The 16,647-nt window shown below is 57.2% G+C and carries 16 protein-coding genes; 9 read left to right on the forward strand and 7 right to left on the reverse strand.

Going from position 1 to position 16,647, the window contains the following annotated elements:
* Window positions 1-198: 198 nt before the first annotated feature.
* The 7 genes from gyrA to RX395_RS07235 form a co-directional block, all read right to left on the reverse strand.
* Entirely contained in the window at window positions 199-2,910 is a 2,712-nt protein-coding gene (gene gyrA, locus RX395_RS07205; protein ID WP_316366579.1) for a DNA gyrase subunit A, read from the reverse strand.
* A gap of 41 nt (window positions 2,911-2,951) precedes the next feature.
* The gene (gyrB, locus tag RX395_RS07210) at window positions 2,952-4,982 is read right to left on the reverse strand and encodes a DNA topoisomerase (ATP-hydrolyzing) subunit B (RefSeq protein ID WP_117769723.1); all 2,031 of its coding nucleotides are present in this window, start codon (window positions 4,980-4,982) and stop codon (window positions 2,952-2,954) included.
* Window positions 4,983-5,087: 105 nt separating this feature from the next.
* Window positions 5,088-5,651, reverse strand: coding sequence for a DciA family protein (locus RX395_RS07215; RefSeq protein WP_271734049.1), 564 nt, complete (start codon window positions 5,649-5,651; stop codon window positions 5,088-5,090).
* Window positions 5,638-6,744, reverse strand: a complete 1,107-nt coding sequence (recF, locus tag RX395_RS07220) for a DNA replication/repair protein RecF (RefSeq protein WP_316366535.1) — start codon at window positions 6,742-6,744, stop codon at window positions 5,638-5,640. Before recF ends, RX395_RS07215 begins: the two co-directional genes overlap by 14 nt.
* 9 nt (window positions 6,745-6,753) lie before the next feature.
* Complete coding sequence (dnaN, locus tag RX395_RS07225; protein ID WP_022094338.1) at window positions 6,754-7,857, reverse strand: DNA polymerase III subunit beta; 1,104 nt, start codon at window positions 7,855-7,857, stop codon at window positions 6,754-6,756.
* Window positions 7,858-8,095: 238 nt separating this feature from the next.
* On the reverse strand, window positions 8,096-9,820 hold the full coding sequence (locus RX395_RS07230; RefSeq protein ID WP_316366539.1) for a DnaA ATPase domain-containing protein: 1,725 nt from the start codon (window positions 9,818-9,820) through the stop codon (window positions 8,096-8,098).
* Window positions 9,821-9,835: 15 nt separating this feature from the next.
* Complete coding sequence (locus RX395_RS07235; RefSeq protein WP_316366541.1) at window positions 9,836-11,188, reverse strand: ATP-binding protein; 1,353 nt, start codon at window positions 11,186-11,188, stop codon at window positions 9,836-9,838.
* Window positions 11,189-11,533: 345 nt separating this feature from the next.
* On the opposite strand from RX395_RS07235, the gene rpmH reads away from it, so the two are divergent.
* The 9 genes from rpmH (at window position 11,534) to RX395_RS07280 (ending at window position 16,572) form a co-directional block, all read left to right on the forward strand.
* The gene (gene rpmH / locus RX395_RS07240; protein ID WP_019127408.1) at window positions 11,534-11,668 is read left to right on the forward strand and encodes a 50S ribosomal protein L34; all 135 of its coding nucleotides are present in this window, start codon (window positions 11,534-11,536) and stop codon (window positions 11,666-11,668) included.
* Between the two features lie 20 nt (window positions 11,669-11,688).
* Complete coding sequence (rnpA, locus tag RX395_RS07245; protein WP_316366546.1) at window positions 11,689-12,027, forward strand: ribonuclease P protein component; 339 nt, start codon at window positions 11,689-11,691, stop codon at window positions 12,025-12,027.
* On the forward strand, window positions 12,024-12,248 hold the full coding sequence (yidD, locus tag RX395_RS07250) for a membrane protein insertion efficiency factor YidD (RefSeq protein WP_022093804.1): 225 nt from the start codon (window positions 12,024-12,026) through the stop codon (window positions 12,246-12,248). The genes rnpA and yidD overlap by 4 nt, the downstream gene beginning before the upstream one ends.
* A 29-nt stretch (window positions 12,249-12,277) precedes the next feature.
* Window positions 12,278-13,048 carry a YidC/Oxa1 family membrane protein insertase gene (locus tag RX395_RS07255; protein ID WP_316366548.1) on the forward strand — a complete coding sequence of 257 codons (771 nt, stop codon included), beginning with the start codon at window positions 12,278-12,280 and terminating at the stop codon, window positions 13,046-13,048.
* 44 nt (window positions 13,049-13,092) lie between these two features.
* Window positions 13,093-13,662, forward strand: a complete 570-nt coding sequence (locus tag RX395_RS07260) for a Jag family protein (RefSeq protein WP_316366550.1) — start codon at window positions 13,093-13,095, stop codon at window positions 13,660-13,662.
* 167 nt (window positions 13,663-13,829) lie between these two features.
* The gene (rsmG, locus tag RX395_RS07265) at window positions 13,830-14,495 is read left to right on the forward strand and encodes a 16S rRNA (guanine(527)-N(7))-methyltransferase RsmG (RefSeq protein WP_316366552.1); all 666 of its coding nucleotides are present in this window, start codon (window positions 13,830-13,832) and stop codon (window positions 14,493-14,495) included.
* 134 nt (window positions 14,496-14,629) lie between these two features.
* A complete protein-coding gene (locus tag RX395_RS07270; RefSeq protein WP_022093800.1) occupies window positions 14,630-15,430 on the forward strand; it encodes a ParA family protein in 801 nt (266 codons plus the stop codon).
* Window positions 15,423-16,328, forward strand: coding sequence for a ParB/RepB/Spo0J family partition protein (locus RX395_RS07275; RefSeq protein WP_316366554.1), 906 nt, complete (start codon window positions 15,423-15,425; stop codon window positions 16,326-16,328). The genes RX395_RS07270 and RX395_RS07275 overlap by 8 nt, the downstream gene beginning before the upstream one ends.
* Window positions 16,318-16,572 carry a hypothetical protein gene (locus tag RX395_RS07280; RefSeq protein ID WP_316366556.1) on the forward strand — a complete coding sequence of 85 codons (255 nt, stop codon included), beginning with the start codon at window positions 16,318-16,320 and terminating at the stop codon, window positions 16,570-16,572. The genes RX395_RS07275 and RX395_RS07280 overlap by 11 nt, the downstream gene beginning before the upstream one ends.
* Window positions 16,573-16,647 lie beyond the last annotated feature (75 nt).

The raw sequence follows: 16,647 nt of genomic DNA on the forward strand, positions 1-16,647 counted from the left end.
ATTCTTGACGGCCTGAACAATCGTCAATATCGGTCGGAGGGGTGGCTTTGTAAAGCCGTTTGTCTCCACCCGCGTAGCGGGTGGTTTAAAGCTGGCCGCTGCGCGGCCAGCAGACTAAAGTCTTGAAAAAAGCGGTCGGCGCGCAGTGCGCCGACCGCCGATATATGGGGTCTGATATTTTTTACCAGCTAGGGCCTCTTACTCGTCTAGGAGATCTTCTGGCATGTCGTTGCCGTCGCCTAGATCGACAGGGGTTTCTTCGGGGGCGGAGCCGTTTTCTGCGGCTTCGCCTTCGGGCTTCTCCTTGGCGGCTGTCATGCGGGCTACGGCGCAGATGCGGTCGTTGTCGTCGACGGTCATCATCTTGACGCCCTGGGTGGCGCGGCCAGTCTGGCTGATCTCGTCGGTCTTGACGCGAATGACCGTCGCGCCCTCCGTCACGATGAACAGCTCGTGCTGCGGGCCCACCGTCTTCATGGCCGCAAGGTTACCCTTACGCTCGGTCATCTGGATGGTGTAGACACCCTGGCCGCCGCGATTCTGCTCCGGGTAGTCCGCAACCGGCGTGCGCTTGCCATAGCCACGCTCGGTAATGACGAACAGATCGCCGTTGCCGTTAGTGACTTCCATGCCCAGAACGCTCACGCCGTCCTTCATGCCGATACCACGAACGCCGCTGGTATCGCGGCCGGTGGCGCGCACCTGCTCCTCGGAGAACATGATCGCCTTGCCCGCGGTGGTGGCCAGGATAATCTTGTCGCCCTCGCGCACGCGGCGCACGTTCAGCAGCGCGTCATCGTCACGCAGGTTGATAGCGATCAGGCCATCGCGACGGCTGCGGTCATATGCGCTCATCACGGTCTTCTTGACCATGCCACTCTTAGTGGCAAACATCAGGTACTCGTCGGCCGGGAACTCGCGGCAGCTGATGACGCTCGCGATCTTCTCGCCCTCCTCGAAGGGCAGCAGGTTGACGATCGCGGTACCGCGCGCCTGGCGCGTACCCACCGGCAGCTCGTGCACCTTCAGGCGATAGACCTTGCCCTTGCTCGAGAAGAACAGCACATACTCGTGCGTGGACGCGATGAACATCTCGTCGATAACGTCGTCCTCTTTGAGGTTGACGCCCGACACGCCCTTGCCACCGCGCTTCTGGGCACGGTAGGCAGCCACCGGGATGCGCTTGACATAGCCGGTGTGGGTGATGGTCACGACCATGTCCTCGTCGGCGATGAGGTCCTCGACATCCAGGTCCTTCTCAACCTGGCTGATCTCGGTGCGGCGCTTGTCGCCAAACTTCTTGGAAATCTCGCGCATCTCTTCCTTGATGACGCCCAGGATCTTCTCCTCATGCGCCAGCAGGTCCTCGTAGTAGGCGATGGCGCGGCGCAGGCCGTCCAACTCTTCTTGGATCTTGTCGCGCTCCAGACCGGTCAGGCGGCGCAGCTTCATCTCGAGGATGGCCGTGGTCTGCTCGGGCGTAAAGCCAAAGCGCTCGATCAGGCGGCTGCTGGCCTCGGAGTCGGTCTGCGAGGAGCGGATGATGCTAATGACCTCGTCGATATGGTCAAGGGCCATCAGGTAGCCCTCGAGGATATGGGCACGCGCCTGGGCCTTCTTAAGGTCGAAGCGGGTGCGGCGGGTGACGACGTCGACCTGGTGATCGATGTAGTGCTGCAGCATCTCGCGCAGGCTCAGGCATTTGGGAACGCCGTTGACGAGCGCCAGGTTGTTGGCGCCAAAGGTCGTCTGCAGCGAGGTGTACTTATACAGGTTGTTGAGCACGACCTGCGGAATGACGCCCTTCTTGAGCTCGATGACCAGACGGATACCCTTCTGGTTGGACTCATCGCGCATATCCGAGATGCCCTCGATGCGTTTGTCGTTGACGAGCTGGGCGATCTTCTCCTGCAGGGTGCCCTTGTTGACCATGTAGGGAATCTCGGTAAAGACCAGGCGGCTGCGGCCGGTCTTGGTGGACTCCACATGTTCCTTGGCACGCACGGTAATGGAGCCGCGGCCGGTCTCGTAGCTCTGCTTAATGCCGGCGCTGCCCATGATGATGGCGCCGGTGGGGAAGTCCGGACCGGGCATGATCTGCATGAGCTCGTCGACGGTGGCGTCGGGGTTGTCGATCAGGTAGCAAGTGGCCTCGATCGCCTCGGTGAGGTTATGCGGAGCGATGTTGGTGGCCATGCCGACGGCGATGCCCTGGCTGCCGTTGACCAGCAGGTTGGGGAAGCGCGCAGGCAGCGCCACGGGCTCGGCGAGCGATTCGTCGTAGTTGGGCTGCCAGTCGACGGTATCCTTCTGCAGGTCGCGCAGCAGTTCCATGGCGGGCTTTGCCAGGCGGCTCTCGGTGTAACGCATGGCCGCCGCGCCGTCGCCGTCGATGTTGCCGAAGTTGCCGTGACCGTCGATGAGCGGCGTGCGCATGGAGAACCACTGCGCCAGGCGGACCATGGCCTCATAGACCGCGGAGTCACCGTGCGGGTGGTACTTACCGATAACTTCGCCGACCGTCCAGGCCGACTTCTTGTGCGGTCGGTTGGGGTAGATGCCGCTCTCGTTCATCGCGTACAGGATGCGGCGGTGCACCGGCTTTAAGCCGTCGCGCACGTCCGGCAGGGCGCGCGCCGTGATGACCGACATCGAATACTCGATGAACGACTGCTTCATCTCGCGGCCAAACTCCGAAATCTGGAGCTGGCCGCCGTTGATATCCTCGCCGGCCGAGGCGCCGCGATCGACTTCGCCAAAGCTCTCCTCGAGCTCGGCGTCGTCGTCTTCTTCCTCATCATCATCGGCATCGGGGTTATAGGCGTCCGGATCGCCGTCCTCGCCCTGCTCAGCACGGGCAAGCAGGCGCTTCAGATCATCGGGCATACCGGCATCGCCGGCCTCGTCCATACCCTCGTTATTGTTGATATCGTCTGCCACGTTACCTCCTCTTAAGCGTCAAGGAATCGTGCATCATGTGCATGCTTCTCGATGTACTCGCGGCGATAGCCGACCTCGGAACCCATCAGCTCGCGCACGGCGCGGTCCGCCACCACGGCGTCCTCGATCGACACGCGCTGCAGAATGCGGGTCTTGGGGTCCATCGTCGTCGAGGCAAGCTGCTTGGGGTCCATCTCGCCCAGGCCCTTGTAGCGCTGGACGGTATAGCCCTTGCGCTTTTTGGTAATCTTGCCGTCCTTGGCCTTGCCGTCCTCGTCGTTATCGTCGGGGTTCAGGCCCAGACTCTGGATGGTGTCGCGCAGGATCTCGTCTTCGGGCTGGCGGCCGTTGGGATACACGTAGTGGATCTTGTTGCGCACCTTAATGCCAAAGATGGGCGGGCAGGCAACATAGACGTAGCCGGCATCGATCAGCGGACGCATGTACTTGTAGAAGAACGTCAGCAGCAGGATGCGGATATGCGCACCGTCGACGTCTGCATCGGTCATGATGATGATCTTGTGGTAGCGCGCCTTGGTGATATCGAAGTCGCCGCCGTCGCCGGCACTCGTCGTGACGCCGCAGCCGATCGCGGTAATCAGCGACTGAATGGTGTCACTCGAGAACGCGCGATGGTCACCAACGCGTTCGACGTTCAAAATCTTGCCGCGCAGGGGCAGAATCGCCTGGATGTCTCGGCGGCGGCCGTCCTTGGCCGAACCGCCTGCCGAGTCGCCCTCTACGATGAAGAGCTCGGTCAGCTCGGCATCGCGCACCGAGCAGTCAGCGAGCTTACCGGGCAGGGACGCCGTCTCGAGCAGGCTCTTGCGGCGGGTCGCCTCGCGCGCCTTGCGGGCGGCATTGCGCGCCTTGCAGGCCTGCTGCGCCTTCTTGACGATCTCGCGAGCGGGCTTAGGGTGCTCCTCGAGGTAATCGGCAAGGCCGTCGGTCACGATCTTGAGCGTCAGCGCGCGCATATAGGAGCTGCCGAGCTTGGCCTTGGTCTGGCCCTCAAACTGCGGATCGGGCAGCTTGACCGAGATAACGGCCGAAAGGCCCTCGCGCACATCGTCGCCGGTCAGGTTGGCGTCTTTTTCCTTGAGCAGGTTCTGCTTGCGCGCGTAATCGTTGATCACGCGGGTGAGCGCGGTGCGGAAGCCTTCAAGGTGCATGCCGCCTTCGGGGGTGTAGATGTCGTTGGCAAACGACATGACGTTCTCGCCGTAGCCGCTATTCCACTGCAGGGAAACCTCGACCTCGCCCATCTTGGCCACAGGCGCGTCCGGGTCCGATTTGCCCTCGATGTAGATGGGCTCCTTAAAGGCCTCGGGGACGTCCTTGCCCTCGTTGAGGAACTTGACGAAGTCGATGATGCCGCCCTCGTAGCAAAACTCCTCCACGTGGGGAGTCGCTTCGCGCTCGTCGGTCAGCACGATTTTGAGGTTCTTATTGAGGAACGCCGTCTCCTGCAGACGGTTATGCAGCGTATCGAAATCGTAGATGCAGGTCTCGAAGATCTCATCGTCGGGCCAGAAGGTGACGGTGGTGCCCGTCGAATCCGAGGTGCCCACGACCTCCATCTTCTTGACGGTCTTGCCGCGCGAGAACTCCATCTCGTAGGTGTTGCCATCGCGACGAACCTGAACGACCACGCGCTTGGACAGTGCGTTGACGACGGAGATGCCCACGCCGTGCAGGCCGCCCGAGACCTTATAGGCCGAGTTATCGAACTTACCGCCGGCGTGCAAGATCGTCATGACGACCTCGAGCGTCGGGATCTTTTTAACAGGGTGCTCGTCGACGGGGATGCCGCGCCCGTTGTCGACGACCGTGATGGAGTTGTCGGCGTGGACCGTCACCTGGATCTCGGTGCAGAAACCGGCCATGGCCTCGTCGACGGAGTTGTCAACGATCTCCCACACCAGGTGATGCAGACCGCTGGCGCTCGTCGAGCCGATATACATGCCCGGGCGCTTACGAACGGCCTCGAGACCTTCGAGAATCTTAATCTCGCCGCCATCGTAATCGTTTTCGTTTGCCACACGTCCTCCTTCAGTCAAGAAAATGTGTACAGCCTTACTAGTTTATCGTAAAAAAATACCCTCGGGAACGAGGGTATTTGGCTCTACAAGGCCACCAGATGCGATTTAAGGCTCTTTTTTGCTTTGCACGCCCTTGGCCCACTCGGCACTGGCTCTCATGGCATTCTCGAGGGCCTCGCGCAGTTTTTGGTCTTCGATGGGCGCCACTTGGCGCTCAATCTCGGTGCGCTCGGCCTCACTTAGGTCGGCGTGCGGGGCCGGCGGGCGCTCGGTCGTCGCCGGGCGCAGGCGCTCCTTGGCGGCGGGCGGCGTGTGACCGGGTGCGGTGGTTTTGAACACCAGGCCGTCCACATGCGCACCGGCGCGCTCCATGCGCGCGCGGATGATCTCGCGCAACAGCGTCATTTCCTGCGTCCACGAGGGCGAATCGAGATATACCAGCAGCTCATTGGACTCGGGCAGGTAGCGCAGACCCGTCACATGCCGCCCCTCGCGCGTGCCCGAGCACACCGCGTTCCACGCGCGATAGACCGCGCGCGACTCCTCGGCAGCCTCCATCTGCGCACGGCGCTCAGGCGTCGCCGACGCCAGGATGCGCTGGCGCTCTGCGTTCAAAAACCCACTGAAGGCGACCGTCTCGCTCTCGCGCTCGTAATTAGCACGTCTCACCCATGCTCACCACCTTGGCTCGATCAAGCAGGTCATCGGTAAAATATCCCAGGTTGGTCGTGGTTATGACCGTTTGGATATCATCGCCGATCAGCCGCAGAAAAGCACCGCGGCGCTCGCCGTCGAGCTCGCTCATCACGTCGTCCAGAAGCAACAGCGGAGCAGTACCCAGAACATCGCGAGCCACGGCCACCTCGGCCACCTTCCAGGACAGTACCAACGTTCGCTGCTGTCCTTGGCTGGCAAATGAACGAGCGGAGCGACCCGCCACGGTAAATTCAATCTCGTCGCGATGCGGTCCCACCAACGTCACGCCGCGGCGAATTTCCTCGTCGGCGTGCTCATCAAGGGCGGCCAGCATGCGCTCGTACGCCCAGCCCTTCAGCTCTTCGCGATCCTCGACCTGGGGCAAATCCCCCAGCGTGGACGTATAGGTCACGTTGGCAGCCTCACCGGACGCCACTTGCCCGTAGGCAGTGCGCACATGGCCCGCCAGCCGGTCGAGTAGGGCCAACCGGTGCACGAGCAGGGCCGAGCCCGCGCGGGCAATCGAATCGTTCCACGCGCCGAGCATCTCACGGCAGCACCAGGTCTCCTTGAGCAAGGCGTTACGCTGGGTCACGCAGCGCCCATAGGTGCTCGCAAGATCGGCATAGCGTGCGCTCAGTTGCATGCCAAAGTCATCGAGGGCGGCGCGGCGCACACTGGCGCCTCGCTTAACCATGTCCAGATGGTCGGGGCAAAACAGCACGCTCGGCAGAACCCCGCGCACACCGGCGGCAGAGCATCTCTTGCCGTTGCGGCTAAACGAGCGCTTACCGTCCTCCGCGCTCAATCCCATATCAAGCACGCGGCCGTCGCCCTCGAGCCTCAGCTCGACCTTGCACGAGCCCACGCCATCATGGACGAGCTCGACTGCGGTCGGATGCCTAAACGAGGCGCCGCTCGTCAGCAGCTGCAGCGCCTCTATGAGATTGGTCTTTCCCGCCGCGTTGGGTCCCGCAAGTATCGTCACGCCCTCGTCCAGGGCAAGACGATAGTTATCGAAGCTGCGGTAGTGCGCGACGGAAAGATCGCGGGCGAACATGGTCATGGCGAAGCGCTAGATGCGGACCGGCATGACCAGGTACAGGTAGTTGATCTTGTCGTAGGACTTGAAGATGCCCGCCTGCGAGTAGCTCTTGAGCTCCAGCGTGATCTCCTTCTCCTTGGACAGGGCATTGAGGCAGCCGAAGATGTAGTGGTAGTTGAAGGCGATGGTACCCGACTCGCCCTCGGCCTCGACATCGATCGTCTCCTGTGCAAGGTCCTGGTCATTGGAAATGGAGGACAGGCCCATCTGCCCGTTCTCGACATCGATCTCGAACTTGACGGCGGGGTTGGCGCTCGCGATAACGGCCACGCGCTTGAGGGCGGCGTTAAAGGCGGCGACGTCGATCTTGACGCTCGTCACGCACGAATCGGGGATGAGCTGCTTGTAGTTGGGGTACACGCCCTCGATGCGGCGCGACACGTAGGTGGTATTGCCGGCCTCGAAGACGACCTGGGTGTCGGTAGCCCCGATCATGATGGTCGCCTGGCTGGCCATGATGTTCAGCGCGTCGTTAAAGGCGTCGGCCGGAACGTTGAGCTCAAAGGAACCCTCGAGGGTCGAGGTCTCAACCTGCGTATCGCACACGGCCAAGCGGAAGGAATCGGTCGCCACCAGGCGCACGGTGTTGTTCTCGACCTTCATGTGCACGCCGCCCAGGATGGGGCGGGCCTTGTCGGTCGAGGTGACGCGCCATACACGCCCGACCATCTCGGACAAGATATCGGTCGGCAGCTCCACGGCACTCTCGATGGCATAGGCCGGAAACTCGGGGAAGTCATTGGCATCGAGCGTGTTCAGGCGGAACGAGCTCTTCTCGCAACCAATCAGCACCTGGCGCTCGGACAGCTCAAAGGTGACCGGGGCATCGGGGAGGGTCTTGGTGATATTGGAGAGCATCTTACAGGGGATAACCATCTCGCCCTCTTCTTCGACATGCGCCGCGATGCGATGACGGATCGAGATGGTGTAGTTAGAGGTCTGGAATTCCAAGATGCCGTCTTGCGCCTTAACGAGCACGCCCGACAGGATGGGGAGGGTGGATGCCGAAGCGACACCCTTCATAACGACGCCGATGGCTTGTGTAAGCGAGCTCTGGCTGACGGTGAACTTCATCTTTTAATACCTTTCTATAGATATAAATATCTTAATAATAGTAATAGCACTGACGAAACTGTTGATTACTCCCAAAGACGCAGGTCAGACCCAGAAAGAGAATCGACAGCAACCTGTGTGCAACGGGGGTGGTTTTCCACGTTCAAAACCTGCGCAAAACTTTTCATCGCCGCGGGTTGGGTTTTAGACACCTTATGCCCGTGGTTTCGACAAGTTTTCAACAGGTGTCTCTATTTCCCTACGAGCGCAGTGTAATTTTATCGCGCAGCGACTTGAGGTCTTCGGTGACGGTGCGGTCTTCCTGGATCATCTTCTGGACTTTTTTGTAACTCGTGCTGACGGTCGAGTGGTTGCGGTTGCCAAATTCGGCGCCCACCGCCGTGGTCGTCATCTCGCACATTTCGATGGCCAGATAGATGGCAATGTGGCGTGCTTTGGCGATATTGGCGTTGCGACGCGGACCGATGAGCTCCTCGTGCGTTACGCCGTACTGCTCTTCGATGACGGACTGAACCGTTTGCACGTTGATCTTTTTGGCCGATGTGTCGAAGTACTGGCTGGCGATGGCGTCGATATCGTCAAAGGTGAGCTCCCCGCCCTCGCGTTCGCGGTCGCCCGCCTCGCCGGCGCAGCGCTCGCAGAAGCTCTCGAGTTCGCGGATGTTGGTGCCCGACACCTCTGCCATGTGCTTAAAGTGCTCATCGGTCAGGTGCCCGCCGTCGCCCCCGTAGGCCGCCAGCAGTGAGTCGTCGCCCGCCTCGGGAGCGGCGACGATGGTGTTCTCATAATAGCGCTGCAAGATCTTGTATTTCATCTCGTAGCTGGGCTCTGCGACCAGGCAGAGCATGCCGGCGTTGAAGCGGCTGGTCAGACGCTCGTCCATGCTCAGGTCCTTGGGGGCGCGGTCTGCCGCGATGACGACCTTCTTGTTGTTGCGGATGAACTCGTCCATGAGCTGGAAAAAGTAGTCCACGCTCGCGCGCTTGCCGATGATGTTTTGGATGTCATCGATGATGAGCACGTCCACGCCGTGGTACGCCTGCATGATGGGGGCGTTGCTCTTCTTTTGACGGTCGAACTCGGTCATCAGGTCGTCCAGATATGCCTGGGAGTTGGCATACTTGACCTTGATCTCGGGCGACTTCTCGGCGAGCTCGTTTTTGATGGCAAGCAGCAGGTGCGTCTTGCCCAGGCCCGATTTGCCGTAGATGAACAGTGATGTGCATGTGCCGCGCTCGTCCGCGAGGGCGGCAAACTTGAGTGCCGAGCGATAGGCGTGGCTGTTCTCGGGGCCGTAGACAAAGTTCTCAAAGGTAAATTTTGAGTTCGCGGCGAGTGGGGCTCCATCCGTATTCTGCTCGGCCAGCACGGTCGGTGCTGGCATGGGTGAAGCGGGGGTCGCAGCTTGCGTGGATTTAGTCGGCGCTCCGCCCTTCATCTGGTTCATCATGCGGCGAAAATCGTCGGCCGAGAGCGTGTTCTTGATTGCAATGCCCGAATCCGCGCCCGCCGCTGCGTCGTGAGCGATGGGCATGTGCGTGACGGGCGCGTTCGTTGGCGTCGCCGCCGCGGTCGGCAACGGTGCCATGGTTTCACGGGAAACATCGCTGTGCTGGTGCTCGATTGTCGGCACGTCGACTGCGGAGGCCGGTGCCGCCGGGGAAGCGGCGGGAGCCGTGGCGGGCACCATCGCGGCAGCAGATTCCGTCGCGGCGCCTTGCGGTGCCACGATGTCGAGCGCAATCGGTGCAAAGGCGATTTCTTCCAGATAGGCCTCAATAGTTGGCTGATGCTTTTTGAGCTGCGCGATGGCAAAGCGCGAGGGGGCCTCGATCGTGAGCGTATCTTCGGTCAGGCTTATGGCGCGCGATTGCCCCAGCATGTTGATGAGGCGTGCATCTTGGCCGTCGCGCTGGCAAAAGGCGATGGCATCCCCCAGGATGATGCTTGCTTCCTCGTCCACTGTCTCTCCCGTTCTTTAGCTCTGAGCTCGCACGCGAGCGGCGCCGAGTTCGGTCAGATGGTATTTCTGGCCATGCTTGATGACCAAGCCGGCCTGCGCCAAGTCATTGAGCGTGCGTGACCAAGTGGGGGCCGAGTTTCCAAACGCCCTCGCCAGATCGGTTGCACCGCACGCTTGATTTTGCGCTAGATAGCCCAGCGCGGCGTTGCCGCGATCGCTTACGAACACGTCCGGTTGTGGCTGCGCATACTGATTTGCTGCATTAGGATACATCATTTGAGCTGCTGGTTGTTGAGAACTCTGCATCGACCGCATTTGCTGTTGAAAACTTTGAGGCCACTGTTGGTAAGGCTGCGGAGGCATCTGCTGGGCCCAGGGGTTGTACTGCTGCTGCGGCATCTGCTGGTACGGCTGCTGATATCCCTGCTGGTACTGCTGCGGGAACTGCTGCCCGTACCCCAGTGGCGGCATCTGCTGATATGGATATCCCTGTTGGTACGGCTGATAGCCTATTTGCTGGCCACCCGGTGCCCCCGTCGCCTGCTGCATTGCTGCTGCATCCTGATCCGCCAGCGGCATGGCCTCTGGCATGTTTGGCGGCATCGACATCGATGTCGCCTGGGGCTCTTGTGTAGGAAGCATTCCGGGCTGCTGTATCTGCCCCACGGGAGGCTGCATCTGCTGCGTTGCCATGGGCTGCTGCGCAAAAGCTCCCGGCAGGGGATATGTGGGCTGCTCCGTCTCGGGCCGCACGGCAGCACCGCGTCCACCGGCACGCTCGATTTCCTGCACGCGTTTAGGGTTCAGGCTTACCGTAACCACGGTGCCGTTGCCCATGTTGTCCTCGATGGATACGGCACCGCCGGCGTTTTCCAAATACTCTTGCACCATGGGAAACCCTGCTCCGGTTCCACGGATATAGCGCTTCATCTTGCTATTTGCGCTGGTAACGCCAAAGTCGAAAGCGCGCTCCTTGTCGTCGATGCCGGGTCCTTGATCAGCAAAGCGGATGGTGTCTCCGCCGTCCAGAATCGAGATGATGGGCTCGGCAAAGTGTGCGTGGATAAAGTTTTCGACAATCTCGCGGATGACCATGAGCGAGATATGGCCACCTTGTTCTTTCATGCACTGGTAGACGGTGTTGGTCGTCTCTTCCAAATACGTGCGGACATCTTGCGGATCAATGACGATCACACGCGGTGTCGACAGCATGTCGTCATAGACGGCGATGCGCGCGGCGTACATGGTTTTTGGCGCCTGCGTGGTCGTCTGCTCGCCTTCCGCACGCTCTTCGCGCACGCCGGTGATGTGCTCGTTGTCGGGTGCCGGGTCTCCGGAATCGACCATGGTGTAAAAGTCGTCAGACATGCCGCTCGCAATCTTTCAAAAGGTTTCGGACAAATAGTAGCTCACCGTGCAATGTTTCTCATCTTTCGACAACTTTTCAAAACCTGTTGAAAACTTTGGAAAACGGGCGAAAAGTTCTTAACATTGCCAACATAACCTGTTGAAAACTCGATGAAATATCGTGAAAAGTTACCATGTACCGCTAAATCGAGCTTGGCTTATGGGGGAACCGTGTGAACTGCGCAACCTTTTACCTTTGATTCCTTGACATTTGAACATTGATTTCCCTACAATCTTCAAGCTCACGTGTCTATATCTGCGTCCGCGTCCCCGCGGACACTCGAAATGCAGCAGGAGGAACTTAAGATGAAGCGTACGTATCAGCCTAATAAGCGTAAGCGTGCCAAGACCCATGGCTTCCGTGCCCGTATGGCCACTAAGGGTGGTCGTGCCGTGCTCGCCCGTCGTCGCGCCAAGGGCCGCAAGCGTCTCACTGTCTAGCAGCGATACACACATCTCGCATGAAGACTATTAAGTCTCGGCAAGATTTCGAGCATGTGTTCAGTCAGGGGCGTCGTTTCAATCACCCTCTGATTCGAATGACCATATGTGAATCGGTTGGCGAAGGCGACTCCGGAAGGGTCGCCTTCGTTGGTGCTAAACGGCTCGGTTGTGCTGTCGTGCGCAACCGTTCTAAGCGTGTGATGCGCGAGGCCGCCCGCAGCTGTGGATTTCCCGTTGCGGGCTTTGACATCATCTTGTTCGCAACTCCCAAGACGAGGGTCTCCTCGCCGCAGGAGATGGACAAGGCATTGCGTTCGCTTGTGAAACGCGCCGGCGTTGCCGGGGAGGAGCGATGAGCAATCACGTTTTGCGACGTGTTGCCATCGCTCCTATTCGCATATATCAACAGGTTATTTCGCCCTTATTGCCTGACGCCTGCATTTATTACCCAACGTGCTCGCAATACGCCGTCCAGGCGATTGAGAAGTACGGTGTTTTGAGAGGCTGCTGGCTTGCCGTGAGGCGCATCGCTCGCTGCAATCCCCTGCACGTCGGCGGTTATGACCCTGTGCCCTAGCGGGCACTCGCTATCGGAGGAAAACTTACATGTGGGATTGGATCGTTAACATCCTTTTCGAGCTGCTCAAGCTCATCCAGACCTTTGCGGTCGACTGGGGCCTGTCCATCGTCATCCTGGTGGTCATCATCCGTCTGCTGCTGACGCCGCTTATGCTCAAGTCGACCAAGTCGACGGCTCGCATGCAGGTGCTGCAGCCCAAGATGCTCGAGATTCAGGAGCGCTATGCCGACGATCCTCAGCGCCAGGCCGAGGAGATGCAGAAGTTCTACAGCGAGAACAAGTTCAACCCGATGGCTGGTTGTTTGCCGCTGTTGATCCAGATGCCTGTCCTGTTTGCTCTGTTTACGTTGCTGCGCAACCTGCCGCAGTACTTTAACGACGGCACGTTCTCGTTCTTCAACATCCTGCCCGACCTGACCACCACGCCGAGCGCTTCCTTTGCCGATGGCTTTATGGTTGTGCTGCCTGCGCTGGTCTGCCTGATTCTGTTCGCCGTCCTGACCCTGATTCCGCAGCTCTATATGTCGCGCAACCAGACCGGCCAGCAGGCTCAGAGCATGCGTATGATGGCTGTTGTCATGACGGTCATGATGCTTTGGATGGGCTGGAGCCTTCCCGTTGGTGTTCTGCTGTACTACGACGTCTCGTCTGCTTGGCAGGTTATCCAGCAGATTTTTGTGACGCAGAAGGTCATCGACAAGGCGAAGGCTGATGAGGAGGAGCGTCTTAAGAACGCGCCGCTGCAGGTTGAGGTCACTCGTCGAGAGAAGAAGCCGCGCCCGCACAAGAAGAAGTAGTGGGATATCAATCTTATTTAGGTACCTAACTTTTGGAGTACGTTATGTCTGAAGAGATCATCGAGGATATGCTTGAGGAGGTTGCCCCGCAGGTCGCGGGCGATTATCCCGAGATTGCACAGCGCTACAAGGCTGGTGAAGAGCTGACCGATGAGGAGCTCGACACCATTGCCGATGTTGCGATTTCCATCCTGCGTTCCATCCTTTCGCACTTCGATGCCGCCAACTCTCCTATCGATGAGTATGAGGGCGACGAGGGTGAGCTGATTTTGGATGTAACGGCTCCCGACCTTGCTGTTCTCATTGGCCGTCATGGTCGCACCCTTGATGCCCTTCAGGTTATGTTCTCTTTGCTGGTGAGCCGCAAACTTGGATTTAGGTATCCGGTTGTAGTGGACGTAGAGGGATACAAGAGTCGCCGTCAGGACAAGGTTGCTTCCATGACTCAGTCTGCTGCCGAGCGTGCCATCCGCACTCATAAGAGTGTTTCGCTTCCGCCCATGAATGCCTACGAGCGTCGACTGGTTCACATTGCACTTCGTGGCAATGATGCCGTCGATACTCATTCTGAGGGTTCTGACCCTGATCGTCATGTGGTGATTGTTGCTCGATAATCTTCTCGAGCTTATGCTAAGGGGACGTGGTTTCCACGTCCCTTTTTTTGTCAAAAGTTCTCGGTACGCTGATTTTTGTCAGAAAGGAGCTTTCGTTGTTAGTACTTACTGATCATCAGGCTGACGAGATGTTGAGTCGCCTAACTTCCTATTGCAAAGAATATTCCTTGAGCGTAACTGATGTTGAGCTGAGGAAATGTATCCAGCATTTGGATTTGGTTCTAGAAAAAAATAAGACAACCAATCTCACCCGTATTCTTAACGTAGAAGATGCTGCCGTACTTCATATCCTCGACTCACTTGTTTTGCTCCCCTATATCAATAAGGCTCCTGAGGGAGCTTTGCTCGATATGGGAACAGGTGCGGGCTTCCCTGGTATTCCATTAACCATAACCACGCATCGTAAAGCTACTTATATTGACTCTGTTGGCAAGAAGGTTGATGCGGTTAATTCCTTTGTCCATGCTCTTGGATTGAAACATGCTCATGCGGTTCATGATCGTCTTGAAGAATATGCTCGAAGCCATAAGAAGCAGTTCTCCGTTGTAACCGCCCGCGCACTGGCCCCTCTACCGATTCTTGTTGAGTATGCGGCTCCGTACCTGAAGGATGGAGGGCTATTTGTTATCACCAAGGGCAATCCTTCGGATGAGGAGCTTGCTTCCGGCATGTCAGCAGCTAAGATTTGCGGCTTCACTTTGCTTCTGAATGACGCAATTGATTTGCCTGAAGGCTTGGGTCACAGGGAGTTCATTGTTCTTAAGAAGAGTCATTCAGCATCCGTTTCATTGCCTCGTGCAAATGGCATGGCAAAGAAGAATCCGCTTGCCTAGATGTTTCACGTGAAACATAATGGATACTAACAACTTGCAGTGTTTCACGTGAAACATGGCGGTTGCTATCGATTCGGAATGTTTCACGTGAAACATCCTCCGTTTGACAGCTTTAATACACACCAGGAGGGACCGTGGGATTTCGCGACGTTAAGCGTTCTAAGAGCGCAAAAGACACGCGTATCATTGCAATCATCAATCAAAAAGGCGGCGTCGGTAAGTCAACGACGGCTGTAAACCTTGCAGCAGCACTGGGTGAGCAGGGTCGTAAGACACTGATTGTCGATTTTGATCCGCAGGGAAACAGCACCAGTGGATTCGGAATTGAAAAAGAAGACCTTGATCACTGCATCTATGATGCATTGTTGAATGATGTGCCGGCAGAATCGCTTGTTCTTGATACAAATTGCAAAAAGGTATTCGTAATTCCGGCTACAATTCAGCTTGCAGGCGCGGAAATTGAACTCGTAAGCGCAATTGCTCGTGAAACACGTCTCAAAGATTTGCTTGAGCCGATTCAGGACGAGTTCGATTTTATTTTCATTGACTGCCCTCCTTCGCTCGGCCTGCTTACTATCAACGCTTTGACCGCAGCAGACAGCGTTTTGATTCCGATTCAGTGCGAGTATTACGCACTCGAGGGCGTTACGAAGCTGCTTGAGTCAATGAAGATGGTCAAATCTCGTCTGAACAAGGGCTTAGACACCTACGGTGTGCTTATGACCATGTATGACTCGCGTACTTCTCTATCGAATCAGGTTGTTGAGGAGGTTCAATCGTACTTTGGTGATAAGGCGTTTAAGACGTTGATCCCCCGTACGGTTAAAATCTCTGAAGCTCCGTCTTTTGGAGAACCGGTAATTACCTATGCACCTCAAAATAAGGGTGCAAAAGCGTATATGAACCTTGCAAAAGAGGTGATCAAACGTGCCTAGTGTAAAGAAACGTGGCGGATTAGGACGTGGACTCAATGCTTTGGTCTCAGAGGCCGAGTATGAGACCGGTGGTTCGGCTACATCGGCTGCAAATACCGCATCTGAAGCAAAACTACCTATTGAGGATATCGTTCCCAACCCTAATCAGCCACGAATTCATTTTAACGAAACTGAACTTCGCGAGTTAAGCGAGTCAATCCAAGAACACGGCGTTTTGCAGCCGCTTTTGGTTCGCAAGCATGGAAACGGCTATGAGATCATTGCTGGTGAGCGTCGTTACCAAGCTTCAAAGCTTGCTGGTCTTGAGGAACTGCCTGTCATCATTAAAGATGTTAACGATGAAGAGATGCTGGCTCTTGCTCTTATCGAAAACCTTCAACGTTCTGATCTGAATCCCGTCGAAGAGGCTAAGGGCTATCGACAGCTCATCGATGCCAGCGGTATGACCCAGGAGGCATTGTCGAGGGCGGTAAGCAAGTCACGCTCTGCAATTACAAACTCGCTGCGCCTTCTCGATCTCCCTGAAGTTGTTCAGCAGATGATTTTTGAGGGCAAACTTACTGCTGGTCATGCGCGTGCTATTCTTGCAGTTCCCTATGAGGACGCTCGAATTCGACTTGCAGAGAAGGTTGTTGCAGAGGGCCTTTCCGTAAGAGCGACAGAAAATCTTGCTCCATTGTTTTCTGCCGGAGAGACACCTAAGACTCCGAGGCCTGCAACACCTCAGTCTTTTAAAAAGGCTGCCCGCGTGCTTCGTCAGGTTTTTAATACCAACGTGCGTGTGAAGAGCTCACGAGGAAAGAATAAGATTGAGATTGAGTTTAAAGACGAGGAAGAGCTCTCTCGTATTCTTGGCGAAATGATTCAGTTTGATCAAGGAGGCCAAGATGAGGAATAGGATTTTAACTGCGATTGCATTGGCGACGACTGTCGCGGTTGGTGCCTTTGCTGGCTATAAGATCGCGACAGACGATGAACTTCGAGGTCGTTTGCTTCGTAGCGCGCAAGATATTGTCGATACATCCAAGAAGAAAATGGATGTTATGACAGAAGATGTTGCCATGCGCACTGCTCAGGTAACGAAGAATCCCAAGATTAATCAAGGTTGGGTTAGCAAACAATGGGAAAATGTAGGCTATTAGGTACCTAACAATTACTTAGCATATTTTGAGGGGTTCTTGTCTGATTCACGAGGCAAGGACCCCTTATTTTGGCCG

Origin of the sequence: Collinsella aerofaciens (genome assembly GCF_032584215.1) — a bacterium.
Taxonomy (GTDB): domain Bacteria; phylum Actinomycetota; class Coriobacteriia; order Coriobacteriales; family Coriobacteriaceae; genus Collinsella.

What these genes read in the sequence shown, in the direction of transcription:
- RX395_RS07280 (WP_316366556.1), top strand. Translation starts at nt 16,318, where the DNA reads ATGAGGAATAGGATTTTAACTGCGATTGCATTGGCGACGACTGTCGCG.
- dnaN (WP_022094338.1), bottom strand. Translation starts at nt 7,857, where the DNA reads ATGAAGTTCACCGTCAGCCAGAGCTCGCTTACACAAGCCATCGGCGTC.
- yidD (WP_022093804.1), top strand. Translation starts at nt 12,024, where the DNA reads ATGAGCAATCACGTTTTGCGACGTGTTGCCATCGCTCCTATTCGCATA.
- gyrA (WP_316366579.1), bottom strand. Translation starts at nt 2,910, where the DNA reads ATGGACGAGGCCGGCGATGCCGGTATGCCCGATGATCTGAAGCGCCTG.
- RX395_RS07260 (WP_316366550.1), top strand. Translation starts at nt 13,093, where the DNA reads ATGTCTGAAGAGATCATCGAGGATATGCTTGAGGAGGTTGCCCCGCAG.
- RX395_RS07235 (WP_316366541.1), bottom strand. Translation starts at nt 11,188, where the DNA reads ATGTCTGACGACTTTTACACCATGGTCGATTCCGGAGACCCGGCACCC.
- recF (WP_316366535.1), bottom strand. Translation starts at nt 6,744, where the DNA reads ATGACCATGTTCGCCCGCGATCTTTCCGTCGCGCACTACCGCAGCTTC.
- RX395_RS07255 (WP_316366548.1), top strand. Translation starts at nt 12,278, where the DNA reads ATGTGGGATTGGATCGTTAACATCCTTTTCGAGCTGCTCAAGCTCATC.
- rnpA (WP_316366546.1), top strand. Translation starts at nt 11,689, where the DNA reads ATGAAGACTATTAAGTCTCGGCAAGATTTCGAGCATGTGTTCAGTCAG.
- rpmH (WP_019127408.1), top strand. Translation starts at nt 11,534, where the DNA reads ATGAAGCGTACGTATCAGCCTAATAAGCGTAAGCGTGCCAAGACCCAT.